Origin of the sequence: Stenotrophomonas sp. TWI1183 (genome assembly GCF_039673115.1) — a bacterium.
In the GTDB taxonomy this organism is placed as follows: Bacteria; Pseudomonadota; Gammaproteobacteria; order Xanthomonadales; family Xanthomonadaceae; genus Stenotrophomonas; species Stenotrophomonas maltophilia_AA.
This window is the reverse complement of record NZ_JBDJKZ010000007.1, coordinates 118434-137864: the sequence shown is the minus strand read 5'-3', so window position 1 is coordinate 137864 and position 19431 is coordinate 118434. Positions and strand designations below refer to the sequence as shown.

At 67.8% G+C, this 19431-nt stretch carries 16 protein-coding genes, 4 tRNA genes and 1 pseudogene; 3 read left to right on the top strand and 18 right to left on the bottom strand.

The window, feature by feature from the left end:
* Nucleotides 1-14: 14 nt before the first annotated feature.
* Nucleotides 15-458 (bottom strand): group III truncated hemoglobin, encoded by a 444-nt coding sequence (locus tag ABE434_RS09080; RefSeq protein WP_176989609.1) that lies wholly within the window; start codon nt 456-458, stop codon nt 15-17.
* A 182-nt stretch (nt 459-640) separates the two neighbouring features.
* Between ABE434_RS09080 and ABE434_RS09075 the strand changes: the two genes are divergently transcribed.
* Both ABE434_RS09075 and ABE434_RS09070 read left to right on the top strand, forming a co-directional pair.
* Nucleotides 641-934, top strand: a complete 294-nt coding sequence (locus ABE434_RS09075; RefSeq protein WP_346478598.1) for a hypothetical protein — start codon at nt 641-643, stop codon at nt 932-934.
* A 2-nt stretch (nt 935-936) separates the two neighbouring features.
* Complete coding sequence (locus ABE434_RS09070) at nt 937-2028, top strand: 4Fe-4S dicluster domain-containing protein (protein WP_346478597.1); 1092 nt, start codon at nt 937-939, stop codon at nt 2026-2028.
* Between the two features lie 50 nt (nt 2029-2078).
* Here ABE434_RS09070 and ABE434_RS09065 read toward each other — a convergent pair whose 3' ends face one another.
* The 7 genes from ABE434_RS09065 to ABE434_RS09035 form a co-directional block, all read right to left on the bottom strand.
* Nucleotides 2079-2327: a hypothetical protein gene (locus ABE434_RS09065; protein WP_346478596.1), complete on the bottom strand. Its 249-nt coding sequence runs from the start codon at nt 2325-2327 to the stop codon at nt 2079-2081.
* Between the two features lie 272 nt (nt 2328-2599).
* Nucleotides 2600-3061 carry a BLUF domain-containing protein gene (locus tag ABE434_RS09060; protein ID WP_346478595.1) on the bottom strand — a complete coding sequence of 154 codons (462 nt, stop codon included), beginning with the start codon at nt 3059-3061 and terminating at the stop codon, nt 2600-2602.
* Nucleotides 3062-3151: 90 nt separating this feature from the next.
* On the bottom strand, nt 3152-5191 hold the full coding sequence (locus ABE434_RS09055) for an ATP-binding protein (RefSeq protein WP_346478594.1): 2040 nt from the start codon (nt 5189-5191) through the stop codon (nt 3152-3154).
* Nucleotides 5192-5195: 4 nt separating this feature from the next.
* Nucleotides 5196-6707, bottom strand: a complete 1512-nt coding sequence (locus tag ABE434_RS09050) for an ATPase domain-containing protein (protein ID WP_346478645.1) — start codon at nt 6705-6707, stop codon at nt 5196-5198.
* Between the two features lie 119 nt (nt 6708-6826).
* Nucleotides 6827-6900: transfer RNA gene (locus tag ABE434_RS09045), tRNA-Cys, on the bottom strand.
* A 77-nt stretch (nt 6901-6977) separates the two neighbouring features.
* Nucleotides 6978-7053: transfer RNA gene (locus ABE434_RS09040), tRNA-Gly, on the bottom strand.
* Nucleotides 7054-7199: 146 nt separating this feature from the next.
* Nucleotides 7200-7275, bottom strand: a tRNA-Gly gene (locus ABE434_RS09035).
* Nucleotides 7276-7481: 206 nt separating this feature from the next.
* On the opposite strand from ABE434_RS09035, the gene ABE434_RS09030 reads away from it, so the two are divergent.
* On the top strand, nt 7482-7826 hold the full coding sequence (locus tag ABE434_RS09030; protein WP_346478593.1) for a hypothetical protein: 345 nt from the start codon (nt 7482-7484) through the stop codon (nt 7824-7826).
* A gap of 89 nt (nt 7827-7915) precedes the next feature.
* Here the strand turns inward: ABE434_RS09030 and ABE434_RS09025 are convergent.
* The 10 genes and pseudogenes from ABE434_RS09025 to ABE434_RS08980 form a co-directional block, all read right to left on the bottom strand.
* Nucleotides 7916-7991: transfer RNA gene (locus ABE434_RS09025), tRNA-Gly, on the bottom strand.
* Nucleotides 7992-8038: 47 nt separating this feature from the next.
* The gene (gene pgsA, locus ABE434_RS09020) at nt 8039-8662 is read right to left on the bottom strand and encodes a CDP-diacylglycerol--glycerol-3-phosphate 3-phosphatidyltransferase (protein ID WP_176989601.1); all 624 of its coding nucleotides are present in this window, start codon (nt 8660-8662) and stop codon (nt 8039-8041) included.
* Nucleotides 8663-8671: 9 nt separating this feature from the next.
* A complete protein-coding gene (uvrC, locus tag ABE434_RS09015) occupies nt 8672-10519 on the bottom strand; it encodes an excinuclease ABC subunit UvrC (RefSeq protein ID WP_179459282.1) in 1848 nt (615 codons plus the stop codon).
* Nucleotides 10516-11931: a hypothetical protein gene (locus ABE434_RS09010; protein ID WP_346478592.1), complete on the bottom strand. Its 1416-nt coding sequence runs from the start codon at nt 11929-11931 to the stop codon at nt 10516-10518. The genes uvrC and ABE434_RS09010 overlap by 4 nt, the downstream gene beginning before the upstream one ends.
* A gap of 102 nt (nt 11932-12033) precedes the next feature.
* Nucleotides 12034-12807 (bottom strand): 3-deoxy-manno-octulosonate cytidylyltransferase, encoded by a 774-nt coding sequence (gene kdsB, locus ABE434_RS09005; protein ID WP_346478591.1) that lies wholly within the window; start codon nt 12805-12807, stop codon nt 12034-12036.
* A gap of 66 nt (nt 12808-12873) precedes the next feature.
* Nucleotides 12874-13896 carry a tetraacyldisaccharide 4'-kinase gene (gene lpxK / locus ABE434_RS09000; protein ID WP_346478590.1) on the bottom strand — a complete coding sequence of 341 codons (1023 nt, stop codon included), beginning with the start codon at nt 13894-13896 and terminating at the stop codon, nt 12874-12876.
* Nucleotides 13896-15644 (bottom strand): lipid A export permease/ATP-binding protein MsbA, encoded by a 1749-nt coding sequence (gene msbA / locus ABE434_RS08995; RefSeq protein WP_176989596.1) that lies wholly within the window; start codon nt 15642-15644, stop codon nt 13896-13898. Before msbA ends, lpxK begins: the two co-directional genes overlap by 1 nt.
* Entirely contained in the window at nt 15641-16063 is a 423-nt protein-coding gene (locus ABE434_RS08990) for a biopolymer transporter ExbD (RefSeq protein WP_019183376.1), read from the bottom strand. Before ABE434_RS08990 ends, msbA begins: the two co-directional genes overlap by 4 nt.
* Nucleotides 16064-16066: 3 nt before the next feature.
* Nucleotides 16067-16741, bottom strand: coding sequence for a MotA/TolQ/ExbB proton channel family protein (locus ABE434_RS08985; protein WP_346478589.1), 675 nt, complete (start codon nt 16739-16741; stop codon nt 16067-16069).
* A pseudogene (locus ABE434_RS08980) lies at nt 16632-19147 on the bottom strand (DNA internalization-related competence protein ComEC/Rec2). The gene ABE434_RS08985 and the pseudogene ABE434_RS08980 overlap by 110 nt, the downstream one beginning before the upstream one ends.
* Nucleotides 19148-19431: the final 284 nt, after the last annotated feature.

Below are 19431 nucleotides of genomic sequence, written 5' to 3'. Positions count from 1 at the left end.
CGCATTGCGTCAGATCAATTCAGGCCCGGGCGCCCCGCCATCGGCAGGCTGGGCCAGCGCAGCATCTGGAAGCGGCGCCAGAACGTATCGGCGATGCGCTCGGCGACATCATCGGCCAGCCGCTGCATCGGCAGGTTGCCGCATTCGGCAGTGGTCTGCCGGAACAGCGCCAGCCAGCGGTCGAAAAGATCGCGGTCGAGCTCGTCCATGGCCATGTGCTTGGGCATCGGCGCGCCTTTGAAGCGACGCGTGCCACGCAACATCGCCGACCAGAAATCGACCAGCTGGGCCAGGTGCGCATCCCAGTCGTGGATCCGCGCGGCGAACACCGGCGCCAGGCGCGGCTCCTCGCGGACACGCGCGTAGAAGTCGTGCACCAGGCGGGTGACCTCGTCCTCGCTGCACAGGTCCAGCGCCGGGAGCGGCAGCGTGTTGTCGGTGGGATCGGCCATGAACATCCTCGGGCGGCACCGCCCAGCGTCGTCGGCAGGGCCCGCCGCTGCCTTGATCAGGATCAATGAAGCCGGTGGCGAAGCCTTCTAGTCTGGGAGCTCGACAGGAAGCGCGCACCCGCGATCCCGGCCCCCGGTCGGCGCGAAGTATAGCCCCGCCCTGCCCCCTCCTCCTGAGCGTGGCCGCAATGAACGACCTGCACGACCCGCCCGACGGCAGCCGCCGACGGCTGATCCAGCAATGGGGCGCCATCCTGTGGCCCAGCTTCATCGCCGCCGGCCTGGCCAGCGTGGTGTTCTTCGCCTTCGTCGACCCGTTGCGCCTGCGCGACATCAGCTTCCCGCAGCACGAGATCAGCCGCGAGCTCGGCTATACGCTGGGCTTTTTCATGTTCTGGGCGGTCACCGCCGCCGCCAGTGCGATCACCGGGTACCTGCTGCGGCCGATGCCCGGCGACGACGACGATCTGCCGCTGGGGTGACCATGTCCAATCGCCTGACCCTGCACCTGGTCGATACCCCGCCGGCGTCCCCGCCAGCGGAGCCGCACACGCCGCTGCGCTGGCGTCCGCTGTTGTCCGCGCTGCTGCTGGCCGGGTTCTACGCGCTGCCGTGGCTGCGCTGGGACGGCCGCCAGGCGCTGCTGTTCGACCTGACCGCGCGCCGCTTCGATCTGTTCGGCTGGACGCTCTGGCCGCAGGACGTGGGCCTGCTGTTGGGGCTGGCCGCCGTGCTCGGCACCGCGCTGGTACTGCTCACCAACCTGGCCGGGCGGGTGTGGTGCGGCTACGGCTGCCCACAGACCCTGTGGAGCCGGCTGTTCCGCTGGATCGAACAGGGCATTGCGCGCCGGGTGCCGGCCGCGGGTGCGGCGCGCGCGATCAAGCACCTGGCGTGGATGCTGGTGGCGGCATGGACCGGTATCACCTTCGTCGGCTTCTTCAGTCCGATCCACGGGCTGGTCGGCACGTCATGGCCGCCGCTGTGGAGCGGATGGGAAACCTTCTGGATCGTGTTCTATGCGGCGGCCACCTGGGGCAATGCGGGCTTCCTGCGCGAGCATGTCTGCCGCGAGCTGTGCCCGTATGCGCGCATCCACGGCATGTTCTGCGACAGCGACACCCCGCGGATGCACTACCACGCGCGCCGCGGCGAACCACGTGGAGCGCGCGTGCCGGGGTTGGGCGGTGTCGAGGCGCGTGGCCGCGGGCTGCTCGACCCCACCAGCGCCCGCGATTACGCTTTCCGCGCCGCGCATGAAGACATCGCCGGCCCGATGCCGCGTTTCAGCGCCGACCGCCTGGGTGATTGCCTGGATTGCGGCGCCTGCGTCAGCGTCTGTCCGATGGCGCTGGACGTGCGTGCCGGGCCACACGCGGACTGCATCGGCTGTGGCGACTGCCAGGATGCGTGCGATGCGCGGATGCGCGCCGCGCAGTTCCCGATCGGGCTGATCCGGTACACCAGCACGGCGGCCATGCAGCAACGTCCCGCGCGCTGGCTGCGCCCGCGCACGCTCGCCGCGGCCGGCACGCTGCTGGCGCTGCTGGGTATCGGTCTTCATCACGTGTCGTAGCGCCGCGCTGGCGGTGTTCCCCTGCGGATTCCCGGTCCCCCGACCCGGACTCAGCGTGCGCGTGTCCGCGCACTACGCGGCGGCACCAACTGCGCCCGCCGCACGATCCCCAGCTGTTCGATGATCAACGCCAGCTCATTGGTGACACGGGTTCGCGCGGTGCCCTGCGCGGGTGGGACCAGGCGCTCGAGCACGCGCTGGTAGGTGGACCAGAATTCCGGGCCGCAGCCATGTTTCACGTAGCTGGCTTCCAGCTCGGTTCGCACTCCGTCAGCCAAGTCATGTTCGCCGTATTCCATACGACCTCCGTGGGACTTGCTTGCTTCAGGGACGACAAAACCCCCTCAGGGGCGGATTCACTTCGGGTTCACTTAAAATTTGCACGGGCGTTGCATTAAGTCAATTATCCGACCGGCAAACGCAGACGCGATGATGAACCGTTCATATTGCGTGGCCGCCCGCACCTGCATGATGCGGGTGCTGTATTGACAGCAATATGTCAGTGGCGGCACCCCGGATAATCCGGGACCGTCCGGCCTCACTCCCCCGGGAAACGTCACGGGAGGCACGCTCACTTGGCGGACGAGCGGGTCTCCTGGACCCCGGCGCGCTCGGGCAGGTGCGGCGCGACGAACCGCATCAGCCGTTCCATCGCACTGTCCACCGGCGGGCCGCCCAGGCTGCGATCGGCGAACGCCTCCCAGTCACCGGCCGACAACTCCGCGATCAGGGTCGGTTCCACGCCCAGCCAGCGCATGCTCCAGTACGGAAAATAACGCTGCGGCACGCGTGCATGGCCGAGTTTGTGGATGGCCCGATGGCTGCGCGCCTGCAGCACGCGCTCATGCACGGCCGACACCCCGTCATCCGGACCTTCGAAGTACTGCAGGAACCGACTGCCATCGCAGAGCAGTACACCGGTGACCCCAGCCAGGCTGTTGAAGCGGATGGCATCTTCGACAAGAGCATCGAGATGCGCCGCAGACAACGGACCCGCAACGTCGCTGACATACGCGATCGCGCACAGGGGCATGGGTAAACTCCGACAATTTCAAACCACTATGCTGGCACTTTCAGGTACCTAAATAAAGCCGTTGCCTGAAGCGTTCAGAACAGGGCGGATTTACTGCCGTGGGGCAATCGAACTGCGCACCGCCTCACTGAAGGCATCGAGCAGGAACGGCTTGGCGATCATCGCCATGCCGTTGTCGAGAAACGCCGAACGCTCCTGCGCTTTCTCCGCGTAGCCGGTCATGAACAGCACGGGCAATGCCGGGCGCGACTGCCGCGCGATTTCCGCCAGCTGTCGTCCGTTGAGGCCCGGCAGCCCGACATCGGTGATCAGGAGGTCGATTTTCTTCGACGACCCCAGGATCGGGATGGCGCCGTCGGCATCGCCGACCACTTCGGCGGTATACCCGAGATCTTCGAGCACCACGGTCACCAGCATGCGCACCTGCTCGTCATCCTCCACCACCAGGATCGACTGCCCGGCGCCGAGCGACACCGGCGGCGCGTTGGGGGCGTCGTCGTCTTCGGTGACCTCGTGCACCACCGGCATGAACAGCGACACCGTGGTGCCCTGCCCCGGCGCGGAGTCCACGGTGATGTGGCCGCCGGACTGCTGCATGAAGCCGTAGACCATCGACAGGCCCAGCCCGGTGCCCTTGCCGATCGGCTTGGTGGTGAAGAAGGGTTCGAAGATGCGTTCCACCACCTCCGGGGGCATGCCGGTGCCGGAATCGGAGACGGACACCACCGCATACTCGCCGGCCGGAATGGTCGGCAGCTCGCCGTCGGCGACGTGGACGTGCAACGTGCGCAGCTGCAACTTACCGCCATCGGGCATCGCATCACGCGCATTGATGGCCAGATTCAGCAGCGCGCTTTCGAACTGGTTACTGTCCAGGTTCGCGCGCAGCGGCGTCTCGCTGATGGCCATCTGGATGCGGATCGTTTCGCCCAGGGTGCTGCGCAGCAGGTCCTGCACCGAACCGACCAGCTCATTGAGTTCCATCGTCCTGGAATCCAGCGATTGCCGGCGCGAGAACGCCAGCAGCCGCTGGGTGAGCGCCGCCGCACGCTGGCTGGAGGCGGTCGCCGCATCCAGGAAGCGCTCCAGCCCATCCATGCGCCCCATGTCCAGGCGCATGCGCACGATATCCAGCGAGGACAGGATGCCGGTCAGCATGTTGTTGAAGTCGTGCGCGATACCGCCGGTCAACTGCCCGATCGCATCCATTTTCTGCGACTGGCGCAGGGCCGCTTCACTGGCCTCGCGCGCAGCCATCTGGCGCTCCAGTTCGGCGGTGCGCTCGGCCACCATCGCCTCGAGGTCCAGCGCGTGCTGCTGGCTGGTCTCCAGGGCGAGTTTGGACGCGGTGATATCGGTGACGAATACATGGAAACCGTCCGGCGCGCCATCCGCGTTGAAACGCGGCGAGTAGCGGATTTCACTGTCGCGTCGGCGGCCGTCACTGAACGGCCAGTTCGCTTCGAACACGATGTGCTCGCCCTTCAGCGCACGCTCGATCAACAGGTGGCGACTGCTCCAGACGTCCGGCCCGAACACCTCCGGCACGCGCTTGCCGATCACTTCCGACACGGGCCGCCCGAACCAGGCTTCATAGGCCTTGTTCGCGAAGCGGTAGTGCAGGTCGCGGTCGATGAAGGCGATCAGCACCGGCATGGCATCGGCCACCAGGCGCAGCTCGGCCTCGCTGCGCTCCAGTGCGGCCCGTCCATCGGCCAGCGCCTGCATCTGGTCGCGCACCAGGAACTGCTTGTCGCGCGCCCTCAGGGCGCTCTGCACGGAGCTGAGCAGCGAACTGCTGCCCAACGGCCGATCCAGTTCGATGATGTTGATCGCCAGCTGCAGGCCGGGATTGGCCAACGGGCGCTTCTGCGAGCGCGGCGAGCGCAGCAGGATGAAGGGGATGTCCGACCAGGAGGGCTGTCGGGCCAGCGGCTCCAGCAGGGCGCCCGCACCTTTGGTCACCGCCTCTTCGGTGACGACCACGGCGCCCACGCCATCGTCGAGCGCGTCGCCCAGCCGCGACAGGCTGTCGTGGATCGTGGTGTTCAGTCCGGACGCGTGGAGCACCGAAGCGATGCTCTCCGCATCGCGCCCGAATGGCGCAAAGATGTGGATCGCCCCGGACACGCCATCATTCCGCACTGGCGAGGCCCAGCAGATGCGCCGTGTTGCCAACGAACTCCGGCGTGCCGGTCAGGATGCCCTTGAATTCATCCAGGGGTGCACTGAGCGAAATGCCCTTGCCGTCGATCTTCAATTCCCGGATCGTGTTTTCGTGCGCACCGCCGCGGTTCTTGATGACCGAGATCGCCTTGCGGATGCGGCCCTGCGATTCGAAGAAACGGAACAGCACGACCGAGTCGGCGATATAGGAAACGTCGAGGTTGCCGGTCGACATCGTTCCGACCAGGCCATGTTGCGGATTGATCAGGAGCGTCGCCACGCCCTTCTGGTTGAGATACGAGAGCATCTCATGCAGCTGCAGCATGAGCTGCTTTTCCTGCGGCATCGCGGTGACGTAGCCGATGAGGCTGTCGATCACCAGCAGCTGGCAGTGACGTTCCTCGACCGCACGCTGCAGGTTCCAGGCGAACTCGCCCGGCGAGATTTCCGCCGGATCGACCTGCTGGATTTCCAGCAGTCCCGACTCGAGATGCTTGCTCAGATCGATGTCCAGCGATTCCGCGCGGGCGAGAAGCGTGCCGATGCGCTCATCGAACTCGAAGATGCAGCAGTGCTCGCCGCGCTCGCACGCCGCCCAGACGTACTGCAGCGCCACGTTGGTCTTGCCGCTCCCAGCGGGGCCGGTCAGCAGCGTACTGGTGCCACGCAAGGGTCCGCCACCGAGCAGGCTGTCGATCTCACCCACCCCGCTGCTGATGGGCGTACCCACGAACTTGGCGTGGTGATCCAGCGCGATCAACCGCGGGAACACGACCAGGCCGCCCTCGCGGATGGTCATGTCGTGGTAGCCGGCGGTGAAGTTCACCCCGCGCAGTTTCTGCACATGCATGCGGCGGCGCGCCGGGCCGAAATCCAGCGTCAAGCGCTCCAGCGACACCACGCCATGACACAGACTGTGCAGCTGGCCATCGCGCTCTTCGCCGGAGGCGGTCATGTCATCGACCAGCACGACCGTCGCGCTTTTGGGCGCGAAGAACTGCTTGAGCGAGAGAATCTGGCGACGGTAACGCAGCGGGTCCTGTGACAGCAGCCGCAGTTCGGACAGCGAATCGAAGACCACGCGATGCGGCTTGATGCGCTCGACCTCGCGAAGGATCAGCTTGACCGTTTCGTCCAGCTCCACTTCCCAGGAGTGCAGGACGGACTGCAGCCGCCCATCGCCGAGTGCCTCTTCGGCCGAGGCCAACTCGAACAGCTCCAGCCCCTCCAGCGACCAATCGTGGGCATCGGCGACCTCGCGCAGTTCGTCTGCGGTCTCCGAGAGCGTGATGTACAGGCAGCGCTCCCCCTTGCTCAATCCATGCAGCAGGAACTGCAGGGACAGCGTGGTCTTGCCCGATCCGGGGGGCCCCTCCAGCAGGTACAGCCGCCCTTGGGGAAAGCCTCCGCCAAGAACGCTGTCGAGCCCTTCGATCCCGGTTGCTACGCGCGCTTTTTGTGTCTGCATAAGGTTGCCAATGTGGACGGCTGCAGCATACGAAGCGCCCTGTGTAGGCCCCGTCGGCTATGCCCGCCAACCTGAATGGAGACCCACAACGCACAAAGCCCGCTTTCGCGGGCTCTGGGCTTGTTTCTATTTGGAGGCCTGGGTCGGAATTGAACCGGCGTACGCGGATTTGCAGTCCGCTGCATGACCACTCTGCCACCAGGCCGGTGACCCTACGATCATCGAAGGCGTGTTGCGTGCCCCGATAAAACAAGACCCCGAGAACGGGGCCTGGTCAGGATTTGGAGCGGGAAACGAGACTCGAACTCGCGACCTCAACCTTGGCAAGGTTGCGCTCTACCAACTGAGCTATTCCCGCAAAATCAAGCGTGCATATTACCGAAACCACTCGAAACACGCCAGCTTTTTCACACCTTTTTTCACATCCCGGTCGATGCTGCCGGACCGGATGCCCGCGTGCCACCGCGGAGAAAAACAAGGCCCCAAGGGGGCCCTGTCGAAATCTGGAGCGGGAAACGAGACTCGAACTCGCGACCTCAACCTTGGCAAGGTTGCGCTCTACCAACTGAGCTATTCCCGCAGACTTTCGCTTGCCCCGACCGCACCGCGCCCTGGGGCGCTGGAGGCTGTCGGCCCCTCGACCTGCGTCGAAGGAGCGCTATTCTGTCGGAATTCCTTCACGTCGTCAACATCCTTTTGGCGGCATTTCCGTGCGTTGCGCCGGGCCGCCCCGGGGCGCTTGCCGGCCTTGCCCTGCCCCTCCCCGGTCAATCCATGAATCACCGCATGCCACGCCCTCTCCGCATTGCCAGCCTCGCCATCGCCGCCCTGATCGGCGCCCTCGCCATCGTCGGCGCGACCACCCACGTCGTCTCCAATGCCTGGATGATGCTGACTGACAGAAGCAACGTGATTCCGGCCGAATCATCGATCCTATGGTTCGAGCCCTACGTGATCAACCAGGGCTCATCGAACTATTGGCTGTACGGCAAGGACCGCACGAACTATTACCACTTCGCGCACACGGAGCAGGCGCTCTACGTGTACCTGCCCATCGAAAACAGCTGTCCCGGGTTCGACCGCGGGAACATCCGCACGTGGTGCAACGTCCGGATCGGAACGCGCCACTGACCGCAGACACGCGCATACGAAAAAAGCGACCCGGAAGGTCGCTTTTTTCGGCGTTTCCGTTCGCGACGGATCGCGATGGAAACAGTATCTGGAGCGGGAAACGAGACTCGAACTCGCGACCTCAACCTTGGCAAGGTTGCGCTCTACCAACTGAGCTATTCCCGCTTGGGAGGCGAAATTCTACAGCCAAATGCAGGGCTGTCAACAGCCTTTTACGCATTCTTTTTCGCCTTGGCGCTCTCACGCGCGAGGCGCTCGTCTTCGCGCAGGCTCGGCCAGGCCGCGTGCAGGTACTGCAGGCCCGACCACAGCGTCAGGATCGAGGCGATCGCCAGGGTCCAGTCGCCGATATGGAAGACCTGGATGCCCATCCAGATGTCCTGCATCGGGGTGTGCGGTGCGACCGAATACAGCAGGCACAGCAGCGCGACCATCTGCGCGGTGGTTTTCACCTTGCCGATCACGGCCACGCGCACCTTGGCGCGCTGGCCGATTTCCGCCATCCATTCGCGCAGTGCGGAGACGGCGATTTCACGGCCGACGATCACCGCCGCCCAGACCGCCATCCACGCCGTGGGATGACCCTGCACGATCAGGAACAGCGCCACCGCCACCATCAGCTTGTCCGCGACCGGATCCAGGAACGCGCCGAACGCGGACTGCAGGTCGTAGCGGCGGGCGATCCAGCCGTCGAGCCAGTCGGTGAGCGCGGCCAGGCCGAAGATCGCCGCGGAGGCGAAATTGGTCCACTTGTAGGGGAGATAGAACACCAGCACCAGCACGGGGATCATCACGATCCGCAGCAGGGTCAGCCAGGTGGGGAGGGTCAACTTCATTGCGTCTCTCTACTCGCCCGCCGCGTCGGGCGTGGGCAGTCCATGAAGGTTAGCGTAGATACGCGCAGCGAGGGCGTCATTGATGCCTTCCACCTTCGCGATTTCCGCTTCGCCGGCGGCTTTCAGGCCGACCAGGCCGCCGAAATGTTTGAGCAGGCTGGCACGCCGGCGCGGGCCGATGCCGGGGATATCTTCGAGTTTGCTGGTCATCCGGGCCTTCTGGCGGCGCCCGCGGTGGCCGGTGATGGCGAAGCGATGGGCCTCGTCGCGCACCTGCTGGATGAACTGCAGCGCCGGTGAGGCCGCGCCCGGGCGCAGCTCGCGGCCGTCCGGCATCACCAGGGCTTCATGCCCTGCCCTGCGCTCCACGCCCTTGGCCACGCCGACCAGCATCACCCCTTCCACGCCCAGATCGGCCAGCGCGGCCTGCGCCTGGGCCAACTGGCCGGCGCCACCATCGATCAGCAGCAGATCGGGCAGCACGCCATCCTCTTCGACCGCACGGCGGAAGCGCCGTTCGATCGCCTGGCGCATGGCGGCATAGTCATCGCCCGGTTCGATCCCGCTGATGTTGAAGCGGCGGTACTGGCTGCGCACGGGCCCGGCGGCATCGAACACCACGCACGAGGCCACGGTGGCTTCGCCCATGGTATGGCTGATGTCGAAACACTCGACCCGCTTGACCTGCTCGGTGAGGCCGAGCATCTGGCGCAGGTCTTCGCTGCGCGCGTGCTGCGCGGTGCGGCTGCCCAGTTCGGTCACCAGGGTGATCTGCGCATTGCGCGCGGCCAGCTCGACATACCCGGCGCGCTCGCCACGGACATTCCACCGCAGCTGCACCTTGTGCTCGGCGGAGGCACTCAGCGCCGATTCGATCAGGCTGGCATCGGGAATCTCGCGGTCGAGCAGGATCTCGCGCGGAGGGGCGTGCTCGGCGTAATACTGGGACACGAACGCGCCCAGCACCTCGTCGGCACTCTCTTCGCCATTGGTGCGCGGGAAGAACGGCCGCGTGCCCATGTTGCGGCCATCACGGAAGGCCAGCAGCAGCACACAGGCACTGGCGCCCTGGGTGGCGCAGGCGAGCACGTCCAGGTCGGCAGCGCGGCCGTCCACGTACTGACGGGTCTGCATGCTGCGCAGCGAGGCGATCAGATCGCGCAGGCGCGCGGCCTGCTCGAACTCCAGCGCTTCGCTGGCGGTCTGCATCTGGGTGCCGAGCTCGCGCGCGAGCTGGTCGCTCTTGCCTTCCAGGAACATCGAGGCGCGGCGCACGGATTCGGCATAGTCCTCGGCCGCCACCAGGTCCACGCACGGCGCGCTGCAGCGGCCGATCTGGTACTGCAGGCAGGGCCGCGAGCGGTTGCGGAACACGCTGTCTTCGCAGCTGCGCAGCTTGAACAGCTTGTGCATCAGGTTGAGCGTTTCGCGCACCGCGGTGACGCCCGGGTACGGCCCGAAGTACCGCCCCGGCACCGCCCGCGGGCCACGGTGCAGCGCGATGCGCGGCCATTGCTCGCGGGTCAGCAGCACGTGCGGATAGGTCTTGTCGTCACGCAGGGAGACGTTGTAGCGCGGCGAGAGCGACTTGATCAGCTGGTTTTCCAGCAGCAGCGCCTCGGCTTCCGAGCGGGTCACGGTCACGTCCATGCGCGCGACCTGCGACAGCATCGACATGATCCGCGTGGTCTTGGGCGTGCCGTTGAAATAACTGCCCACGCGGTTGCGCAGCGCACGCGCCTTGCCGACGTACAGCAGGGTGTCGTCGGCAGCGTACATGCGGTACACGCCGGGGGCGGTGCTCAGGTGGGCCGCAAATGCCTTGCCATCGAAGGCGGGGGCGGAAGAAACAGTCATTCGTTGATCGGCACGTCGCTCAGGACACCACTGACGGGGTCGAAACGGAGGACGGCATGGGCGTCGGTCTCCGCGATCCAGACCGCACCGCCGCCCAGCGCCAGGCCGGCCGGGCCATGCAGGCGGCGCGGCAGCTCCAGCGTGCTCAGCTCGCCCCCGCCGAGGCGCAGCGTGCGCAGGCGGCCGTTGCCGGCATCGGCGATCCACAGCAACGGGGCATCCGGACTCAGCGCGATCGCCTGCGGGTACTGCAGCAGCGCCGAGGCCCGCGGGCCATCCTGTTCGCCGAAGGTCCACAGGCCCTGCCCGACCAGTGTCTGCACCAGATCGCCGCGCAGCTGCATGGCGCGGATCGACGAGCCGAGTGCATCGCAGACGTACAGCACCTGCTGGACCGCCGCGACCGAGCACGGCTGCGCGAACGCGGCCAGATGACCGCTACCGTCGCGCGCGTCGATCGCACCGCTGCCGGCGCGCCACTGCAGGCTGCGCTGGCCGAGGTGATAGCTCCAGATGCGGTTGTCGCCGGCCATCGCGATATGGATCTGGTTGTCGGCGACCGCCAGGCCCTGCGGGTGGTTGAGCGCGGTACGGCGCGGATCGGCCACCGGCCCTTCGATCGGCTCGCCGGGGCGGCCGGTGCCGCACAGCGTATCGACCTGGCCGGACAGCAGATGGATGCGGCGCAACGCATGATTGCCGGTGTCGGCGACGTACAGCCATTCGCGCTCCAGCGCGAGGCCCTGCGGGTGGTGGAAGGCTGCTTCGGCCTGGCCCCCGTCCATGAAATCAGCGGTGCCCATGCCGAACTGGCGCAGCACCCGGCCACCGTGGCTGCATTCCAGCACGCGGTGATGCCCGGTATCGGCGATGTACAGGCGCTCGGTGGTCACCGCAAGCCCGGTCGGGAAGCGCAGCGCGAGGCGCGGTTCGGGGCTCAGTTCGCGGGCGCCGTGCAGGTCCTCATCGGACGGCCGCGAACTGCCTTCGCAGAGCGCCGTGAGGGCGCGCTCCAGTTCGCCGCCGAGGCCGACCAGCCGTTCGCGCTCGCGCCCCTGGGCATCCAGCAGGACCAGGGTCGGCCACGCGGTCACGCCGAAGCGGCGCCAGCCGTCCCACTCCGCATCCAGCAGCGCCGGGGCGTTCAGGCCCTGGCGCCGGAGCAGCTTCAGCGACTGCGCGGGATCGCGCTCACCATCGAAACGCGGCACCTGCAGCACCAGCAGCTGCAGCTTGCCCGGGTTGCGCGACTGCCACTGGGCCAGCTCGGCCAGCCGCTGCGCGCACCACACCGAGGCGGCATTGACGAAGGCCAGCACCACCGGCCGTCCCTGCAGCTCGGCGAGGGTGGTCGGCGGGGCGTTGAGCCAGGTGGCGAATTCGGGCAGATCCTGGACGGGCTGGACGTTCATGCCCCGATTATGCCGGACTCGGCGTCATGCATCCGTCGTGCCACGGTCATCCGGTGGTCCATCGCCTGCGGCGGAGGTCGCCGCGGCGGACGACCGCCCCGGTCACGGGTGCGCGGCCCACCACGCCTCTGCGCGCTCCAGATCCTCCGGCGTATCGATGCCGGGCGGGAACTCGGACGGGGTCAGCGCCACGCTGATGCGGTGCCCCGCTTCCAGCACGCGCAGCTGCTCCAGCGATTCCAGCTGCTCCAGCGTGCCGGGCGGCAACGCGGCGAACTGGCGCAGGAAACCGGCGCGGTAGCCGTAGATGCCGATATGGCGCAGCCAGTGCGGGCCGGCCAGGGTGTCGTGCGAGCGCGCGAACGCATCGCGGTGCCACGGGATCGGCGCGCGGCTGAAGTAGAGCGCGTCCAGGTTCTGCCTGCGCACGACCTTGACCACGTTCGGGTCGAACAGGGTTTCGGCATCCTCGACCGGGGTGGCCAGCGTGGACATCTCCGTACCGCTGTAGACCAGGGCTTCGGCCACTGCGCGGATGCCTTCGGCCGGGGCGAACGGCTCATCGCCCTGCAGGTTCACCACCAGCGTGTCATCCGCCCAGCCGGCCTGCGTTGCGCACTCGGCCAGGCGATCGGTGCCGGAGGCATGCGCGGTGGAGGTCATCGCCACGCGCACCTCGGCCAGCCCCTGCAGGGCATCGGCGATGCGCTGATCATCGGTGGCGACCCAGACTTCGCGCGCACCGGCAAGCAGGGCGCGTTGCGCCACGCGTAGCACCAGCGGCTCACCACCGAGCAGGCGCAGTGGCTTGCCCGGCAGTCGCGAGGCGGCATAACGGGCGGGAATGGCGACGACGAACTCGACGGAAGCGCTCATGGGGGACGACCTGTACGGAAGGAATGCAGTCAGGGCCTCAGTGTGCCGCACGCGGCACCGGGCCCGTCAACGCTTGCCGAGTTTCTCGACGCGGTCCAGCAGCGTGATCCAGAACGCTGCCGGCAGTTCGGCCGACAGCGGCACGGCGAAGTGCCATTCGGTCGCGAAGGCCTTGCACTTGACCGCGTCCTTCTCGGTCATCAGCACCGGCAGTTCGCTGCCGAAGCGCAGATCGGCCGGCTGGTAGGCATGGTGATCGGCGAAGGCATGCGGCACCACGCCGATGCGATGCGCACGCAGCATGTCGAAGAAGCGCTGCGGGTTGGCGATACCGGCCACCGCATGCACGCGCTGCCCCTGGAAATGCGCGAGGCGCCGCGCGCGGCCGCCCTGCAGCGGCTGGGCGCTGTCGATGCGCAGCTGCATCGGCCATTCGCCGAAACCGCAGGCGGTCTGCGCTTCGGTGCCATCGCTGGCCTGGCCCATGTTGACCACCCGGAAGTCGCAGTCGCGCGCACGGCTGGCCGGCTCGCGCAGCGGCCCGGCCGGAATCAGCCGGCCATTGCCGTAGCGACGCTGGGCGTCGACCACTTCGATCTCGATGTCACGCGCCAGCCGGTAATGCTGCAGGCCGTCGTCACAGACGATGATGTCGCAGCCCGCCTCGACCAGTGCCTTGCCGGCCGCGACGCGGTCCGCATCCACCCGGACCGGCACGCCGGTTTTCCAGGCGATCAGCACCGGCTCGTCGCCGCCGATCGCGGTATCGGTCGTGGCCAGCACCCAGCGTGGCGTGCCCGCGTCCTCGCGGCCATAGCCACGGCTGGCGACGCCCGGCTTCCAGCCGGCCTCGCGCAGCCGGTTGACCAGCGCGATGGTCAGCGGGGTCTTTCCGGTGCCACCGGCGGTGATGTTGCCGACCACCACCACTGGCACCGGCAGCGGATGCCGCTTCAGCCAGCGGCGGCGATACGCCATCCGCCGCAGCGCGATGGCCGCGCCGTACAGCGGTGACGCCAGGCGTGCCAGGAACGGAATCGCGGTGCCGTCATACCAGTACGACGGCGTGTTCGTACCCTTGCCGGCCATCAAGGCTGCCTTTCGCGGAACTGCATCTTGTGCAGGTGCTCGTAGAGCCCACCCAGCGCCAGCAGTTCAGTGTGCGTGCCACGCTCGACGATGCGGCCGTGATCCATCACCAGCACCTGGTCGGCATGCTCGATGGTGGACAACCGGTGCGCGATCACCAGCGTGGTGCGCTCGGGCATCAGGCGCTGCAGGGCATCCTGCACCAGGCGCTCGGATTCGTTGTCGAGCGCGGCGGTGGCTTCATCCAGGATCAGGATCGGCGCGTCGCGCAGGATCGCGCGGGCGATCGCCAGACGCTGGCGCTGGCCGCCGGAGAGCAGCGCACCGTTCTCGCCGACCGGCGTCTGCAGCTGTTGCGGCATGCGCGCGATGAACTCCCAGGCATTGGCCGCTTCGGCCGCCGCGCGGATCTGTTCTTCGGTGGCGTCCATGCCGTAGGCGATGTTGGCGCCCACGGTGTCATCGAACAGCATCACCTTCTGTCCGACCATCGCGACCTGGCGGCGCAGGTCGGCCAACGGATAATCATCCAGTGCCACGCCGTCGAGCGTGATGCGGCCACCGCTGGGTTCGTAGAAGCGCGGCACCAGACGGATCAGGCTGGTCTTGCCGCTGCCGGAGCGGCCGACGATCGCCGTCACCGTGCCCGGCTTGGCCACGAAGCTGATGTCATCCAGCGCGATGCCGGTGTCCTCGCGGTAGCGCAGCATCACGTGTTCGAACGCGAGCTCGCCACGTGCGCGGCCGATCCGCTGGATGCCTTCGTCGCGCTCGACCGGCATGTCCAGAATCCCGAACAGGCGCTCGGCGGCGGCCACGCCGCGCGAGATCGAGGTCTGCACGCTGGTCAGGCGACGCAGCGAGGGAATGATCGCCATCATCGAGGTCATCAGGCCCATGAACTGGCCTGCGTTGAGCTTGCCGGCCAGCGCCTCGCGGGTGGAGACCCACACGATCACCGCCAGCGCCAGCGCGGCCAGGAACTGCACCGTGCTGGAGGCCAGCGCGCGCGTGGTCTCGACCTTCATGTTCAGGCCGAGCATGCGGTTGGCCAGACGCGAATAGCGCGAGATCTCGTGCGCCTGGGTGCCATGCACCTTCACTTCCTGCTGCGCGGCCAACGACTGCTCGGCGGTCTGCGCCATGCCACCCATGCCGTCCTGGATGCCGCGGCTGATGCGGCGGTAACGCTTGCCGACGACCGAGACGATCACGCCGATCAGCGGCACCACGACCAGCATCGCCATGGTGACCTTGACGCTCATCTGCAGCATCACCACCAGCATGGCGATGATGGTGAGGGTGTCGGCCACCAGGGTCTTGAGCGCATCGGCGCTGGCCTGGGTAACCTGCTCGGTATCGAAGTTCAGGCGGCTGACCATCACCGGCGTGGCTTCGGCATCGAAATGCGAGGACGGCAGGTGCAGGTACTTCTCCAGCACCTGCTCACGCAGGTCGCGCACCACGCTGCGCCCGGTGCGGGCGAGCGCGTAGTCGCTGACCAGGGTGGCCAGGCTGCGCATCATGAACAGCCCGAGGATGGTCAGCGGCAGGATCACCGCCATGCGCGGCTCCGGGTTGACGAACCCCCGGTTGACCAGCGGCTCCATCAGCTTGGTGAAGCTGTAGCCGGCCAGGGCCTCGACCACCATCGCGACCACGGCGGCGACCATGAACACCCAATAGGCACCGGTATACCCGAGCAGGCGCTTGTAGATCGGCCAGACGGGGGAATGTTTCTTGCTCATGGACGCACCTCCGGCGCGGTAGCGATGGCGATGCGGCGGAAGCCCAGCTGGCCCAGGGCATCCTGGGCCGTGACGACTGCCTGGTAAGGCGTACGCGCGTCGGCGCGCAACAGCACGGTCTGTTCGCGATCACTGCCGGCCACGGCGGCGATCGTCTGCTTGACCGACTCCACGTCGGTACGCAGCACTTCCTGGTCGTTGATGAAGTAACGCCCTTCGGCATTGACCAGCACGCTCAGCGAACGCGGCGGCTCGGTGGTGTCCTGCTGGCTCGCGGTCGGCAGCTGCAGCTGCAGCGTGGAGCGCGCATCGAAGGTGGTGGTGACCACGAAGAAGATGATCAGGACGAGGATCACATCGATCAGGGGAACCAGATCGATATGCGGCTCGTCCTGGATCCGGTCATTGCGGATGCGCATCCGTCAGCCCTTGACCGTCACGGGTGCGGCGCCGGCCGAAGCACCGGCGGCGCGCGGGGCGTTGTTCATCACGCCCGGGCGGCCATCGAGCGCGTCCAGCAGGGCCGAGGCCTCCTGCTCCATGTCGATCACGTAGCCGGCGATGCGGCCCTTGAAGTAGCGATGGAACATCAGCGCGGGGATTGCCACGATCATGCCGGTGGCGGTGCAGACCAGCGCCTTGCCGATACCGCCGGCCAGCTGGTTCACATCGCCCACGCCGTGGTCGAGGATGCCCATGAACATCTGGATCATGCCGACCACCGTGCCGAGCAGGCCGAGCAGCGGGCCGGCCGAGGCGATCGTGCCCAGGGCGTTCAGGAACCGCTCCATGCGGTGAACCAGGTGCCGGCCGGCATCTTCGATGCGCTCGCGGATCTGGTCGCGCGGGCGATTGCGTGCTTCCAGCGCGGTGGCCAGCAGCGCGCCCAGCGGCGAATTGCCGCGCAGCGACTGGATGTGGCTCGGATCGAGCTTGCCGCGCGCGGCCCAGTTGCGCACTTCCTGGCCCAGCCCGGGGGGCAGGACTTCATTGCGGCGCAGGGTCCAGAAACGCTCCAGGACAATTGCCAAAGCCAGTACGCCCAACAGCAGCAGCGGCAGCATCGGCCAGCCACCGGCCTTGACCAGTTCCCACACGTTTCAATCCTCCGGCCCAGCGGCCGCCTGTTTGATCGCCGATAGGATAGCAGCCGGCCGGCTCCGCTCCGCGGCATCCCACCAACGCCGCTCGAAAACCCGTTGTTCACGCACCTGCAGGCCTTCACGCCCGAGCCAGGCCCGCACCGCGCCGCTGTCGGCGGTGGTGAGCACTTCGGCGCCCACCGCCTGCCAGCGCTCCACCACCTCGGCACGGGGATGACCGAAGCGGTTGCGGTGGCCCGCCGAGACGATCGCCAGCCGCGGCGCGACCGCCGCCACCCACGCCGGCGTGGACGAACCGGCGCTGCCGTGGTGTGGGACGACCACCGCTTCCGCCGCCAGGCGTGCGCCCGCCTGCTGGACCAGCAGGGCTTCGCTGCGCTTTTCGATGTCGCCGGCCAGCAGGATCGCACCCTGCGGCGTCTCCAGCCGCAGCACGCAGCTGCTGTCGTTGGTGGACTGCGGTTCGTCGCGCGGCGGATGCAGCACCCGGAACGTCACCCCGTCCCACTGCCAGGATTGCCCGGCATGGCAGGCCGAGGCCCGACCGCGCAGTGCATCGGGCGGCGCCTGCAGCATCGCGCCCGGAAAGCTGCGGCGGACCCCGCGCAGCCCGCCGGTGTGGTCGCGGTGATCGTGGCTGATCATGATCCGGTCCAGACCGCCCTGCCCCAGCGCACGCAGGGTGGGCACCACGATCCGCTCGCCCGCGTCGAAGCCATCGTCGACCCCGGGCCCGGTGTCGTACAGCAGCGTGTGCCGGCGCGTACGCACGGCTACCGCCAGGCCCTGCCCGACATCCATCACGATCAGCTCCACCTCGCCCTCGCCCGGGTCATGCCGCGCCGGCCACAACAGCGGCAGACACAGCAGCAGGGCCGGCACGCGGCCACCACTGCCGCGCGGCAGCAGCAGCCAGAACACACCGGACACGGCCGAGATCAACGCCCAGCGGTTGGCCTGCGGCAGCCACCACAGCGACAGCTCGCTGCGCGCGGCATACCCGAACAGCCACCAGCTCGCCTCGAAGCACCACGCCGCCAGCTGCCACGGCCAGCGCCCCGCCCCGTCGATCAGCGCCTCCAGCGCGGTGCCGAGCAGCGCCAGCGGCACCACCACCATCGTCCACCACGGAATCGCCACCAGATTCACCAGCGGCCCCGCACGCGAGGCCTGGCCGAACAGCGCCACGGTCAGCGGCAGCAGCGCCACGGTCGCCACGCCCTGCGCACCCAGAAAACCACGCAGCCAGCCCTCCTCACGCCCCGGCAGGCACCAGATCAGCCACAGCACGCCGGCAAAGCTCAGCCAGAAACCGGGGGCGAGCACGGCGAGCGGATCGAACAGCAGCATCGCCAGCGCGGCCAGCGCCAGCGATTGCGCCACGGTCGCCCGGCGCCGGCTGCAGCGCGCAGCGGCCACCACCGCGATCATCAGCACGGTCCGCACCGTGGGCAGCGCGAACCCGGCCGCCGCCGCGTACAGCGCCGCGCCCGCGACGGCGGCTACCGCGGCGCCCATCGGCCGCGGCCAGTGCAGGCCGAGCATCGGCAGGCAGCGCCAGAGCCCGCCCGCCAGCACGGCGGCAACGCCGGCCACCACACCGACATGGAAGCCGGAGATCGCCACCAGGTGGGTCACCCCCAGCGCGCGCAGATCGTCCCAGTCGGCCGGGCTCAGGCCGCGGGTGTCACCCAGCGCCAATGCCTGGACGAAGCGGCGGCCGTCGCTCTCGACCGCCGTGGCGATCGCGTCGGCCATCCGCTCGCGCCACGCAGGCAATCCCGTGGGCGCGGCCAACGCAGCCGCCTGGGCCGGTTCCCGCACGTAGCCACTGCCGGCAACACGCTGCCGGAGTGCGTAGCCCTCGGCATCGAACCCGCCAGGATTCACCCGGCCGCGCGGGGGCCGCACGCGCACGCCGAGCGACCAGCGCTCGCCCGCGCGCAGCGTGCGCCGGCGATCATCGGCCGCGCCACGGAATCCGTCATACCAGCCCAGGGCCAGGTCGCGGCCACGCAGTTCGGCTGGCATCGCCGGATCATCGTCCACCCGAAAGCCGAAGCGGGTGCCGCCGGGGCCGTGCACCGGCAGGCTGGTCACCCGTCCCTGCACGACGTGGTCCACCGGCGCGCTGCCGGCGGGAAGCTGCTGCGCGAGCCCGGCATGGCCGTGGAAGGCGGCCCAGCCGAGGCCGAAAAGGGCGGCGCCGAGGAGGCGCAGACGGGAGGGCAGGATCCAGATTGCCAGCCCTGCCGCGAGCGAAGCCCACATCCAGTGAGGCGGCAAAAGAAAGGGTGCGAATACCGTCGCGCTCACGCCGGTCAGAAGAGCCGCCGCACAGGCCTTGCCGAGCATGGGCAACGACGTGCGTTCGGAGGTAGCCAAGCGGCGCGGGGACATGCCTGTCGCACCCGATGAAAATCCAAGCCTCTCCCGCACGCCGCACAATCACCATCAGGCGAAGCCGTGGCGAGCTGTCAGGCAATCGTGGCTGGGTAGCGCACCCTGTTTCGGAAGCGCAGTGCCTTCACATCGGCGACAGGAGGGGATGCAAAGCAGCAACGACAAGACGCAGGACAATATGTGACGCAGTTCAAACTAAGCCCTTCGCCGCGCCAAGGAACAGCGCCATCGACGAAAACACAACACTCCGCCACGCCATTGCACGCGGCAGCGTTGCCCGA

What these genes read in the sequence shown, in the direction of transcription:
- ABE434_RS09080 (WP_176989609.1), bottom strand. Translation starts at nt 458, where the DNA reads ATGTTCATGGCCGATCCCACCGACAACACGCTGCCGCTCCCGGCGCTG.
- ABE434_RS09075 (WP_346478598.1), top strand. Translation starts at nt 641, where the DNA reads ATGAACGACCTGCACGACCCGCCCGACGGCAGCCGCCGACGGCTGATC.
- ABE434_RS09070 (WP_346478597.1), top strand. Translation starts at nt 937, where the DNA reads ATGTCCAATCGCCTGACCCTGCACCTGGTCGATACCCCGCCGGCGTCC.
- ABE434_RS09065 (WP_346478596.1), bottom strand. Translation starts at nt 2,327, where the DNA reads ATGGAATACGGCGAACATGACTTGGCTGACGGAGTGCGAACCGAGCTG.
- ABE434_RS09060 (WP_346478595.1), bottom strand. Translation starts at nt 3,061, where the DNA reads ATGCCCCTGTGCGCGATCGCGTATGTCAGCGACGTTGCGGGTCCGTTG.
- ABE434_RS09030 (WP_346478593.1), top strand. Translation starts at nt 7,482, where the DNA reads ATGCCACGCCCTCTCCGCATTGCCAGCCTCGCCATCGCCGCCCTGATC.
- pgsA (WP_176989601.1), bottom strand. Translation starts at nt 8,662, where the DNA reads ATGAAGTTGACCCTCCCCACCTGGCTGACCCTGCTGCGGATCGTGATG.
- uvrC (WP_179459282.1), bottom strand. Translation starts at nt 10,519, where the DNA reads ATGACTGTTTCTTCCGCCCCCGCCTTCGATGGCAAGGCATTTGCGGCC.
- ABE434_RS09010 (WP_346478592.1), bottom strand. Translation starts at nt 11,931, where the DNA reads ATGAACGTCCAGCCCGTCCAGGATCTGCCCGAATTCGCCACCTGGCTC.
- kdsB (WP_346478591.1), bottom strand. Translation starts at nt 12,807, where the DNA reads ATGAGCGCTTCCGTCGAGTTCGTCGTCGCCATTCCCGCCCGTTATGCC.
- lpxK (WP_346478590.1), bottom strand. Translation starts at nt 13,896, where the DNA reads ATGGCCGGCAAGGGTACGAACACGCCGTCGTACTGGTATGACGGCACC.
- msbA (WP_176989596.1), bottom strand. Translation starts at nt 15,644, where the DNA reads ATGAGCAAGAAACATTCCCCCGTCTGGCCGATCTACAAGCGCCTGCTC.
- ABE434_RS08990 (WP_019183376.1), bottom strand. Translation starts at nt 16,063, where the DNA reads ATGCGCATCCGCAATGACCGGATCCAGGACGAGCCGCATATCGATCTG.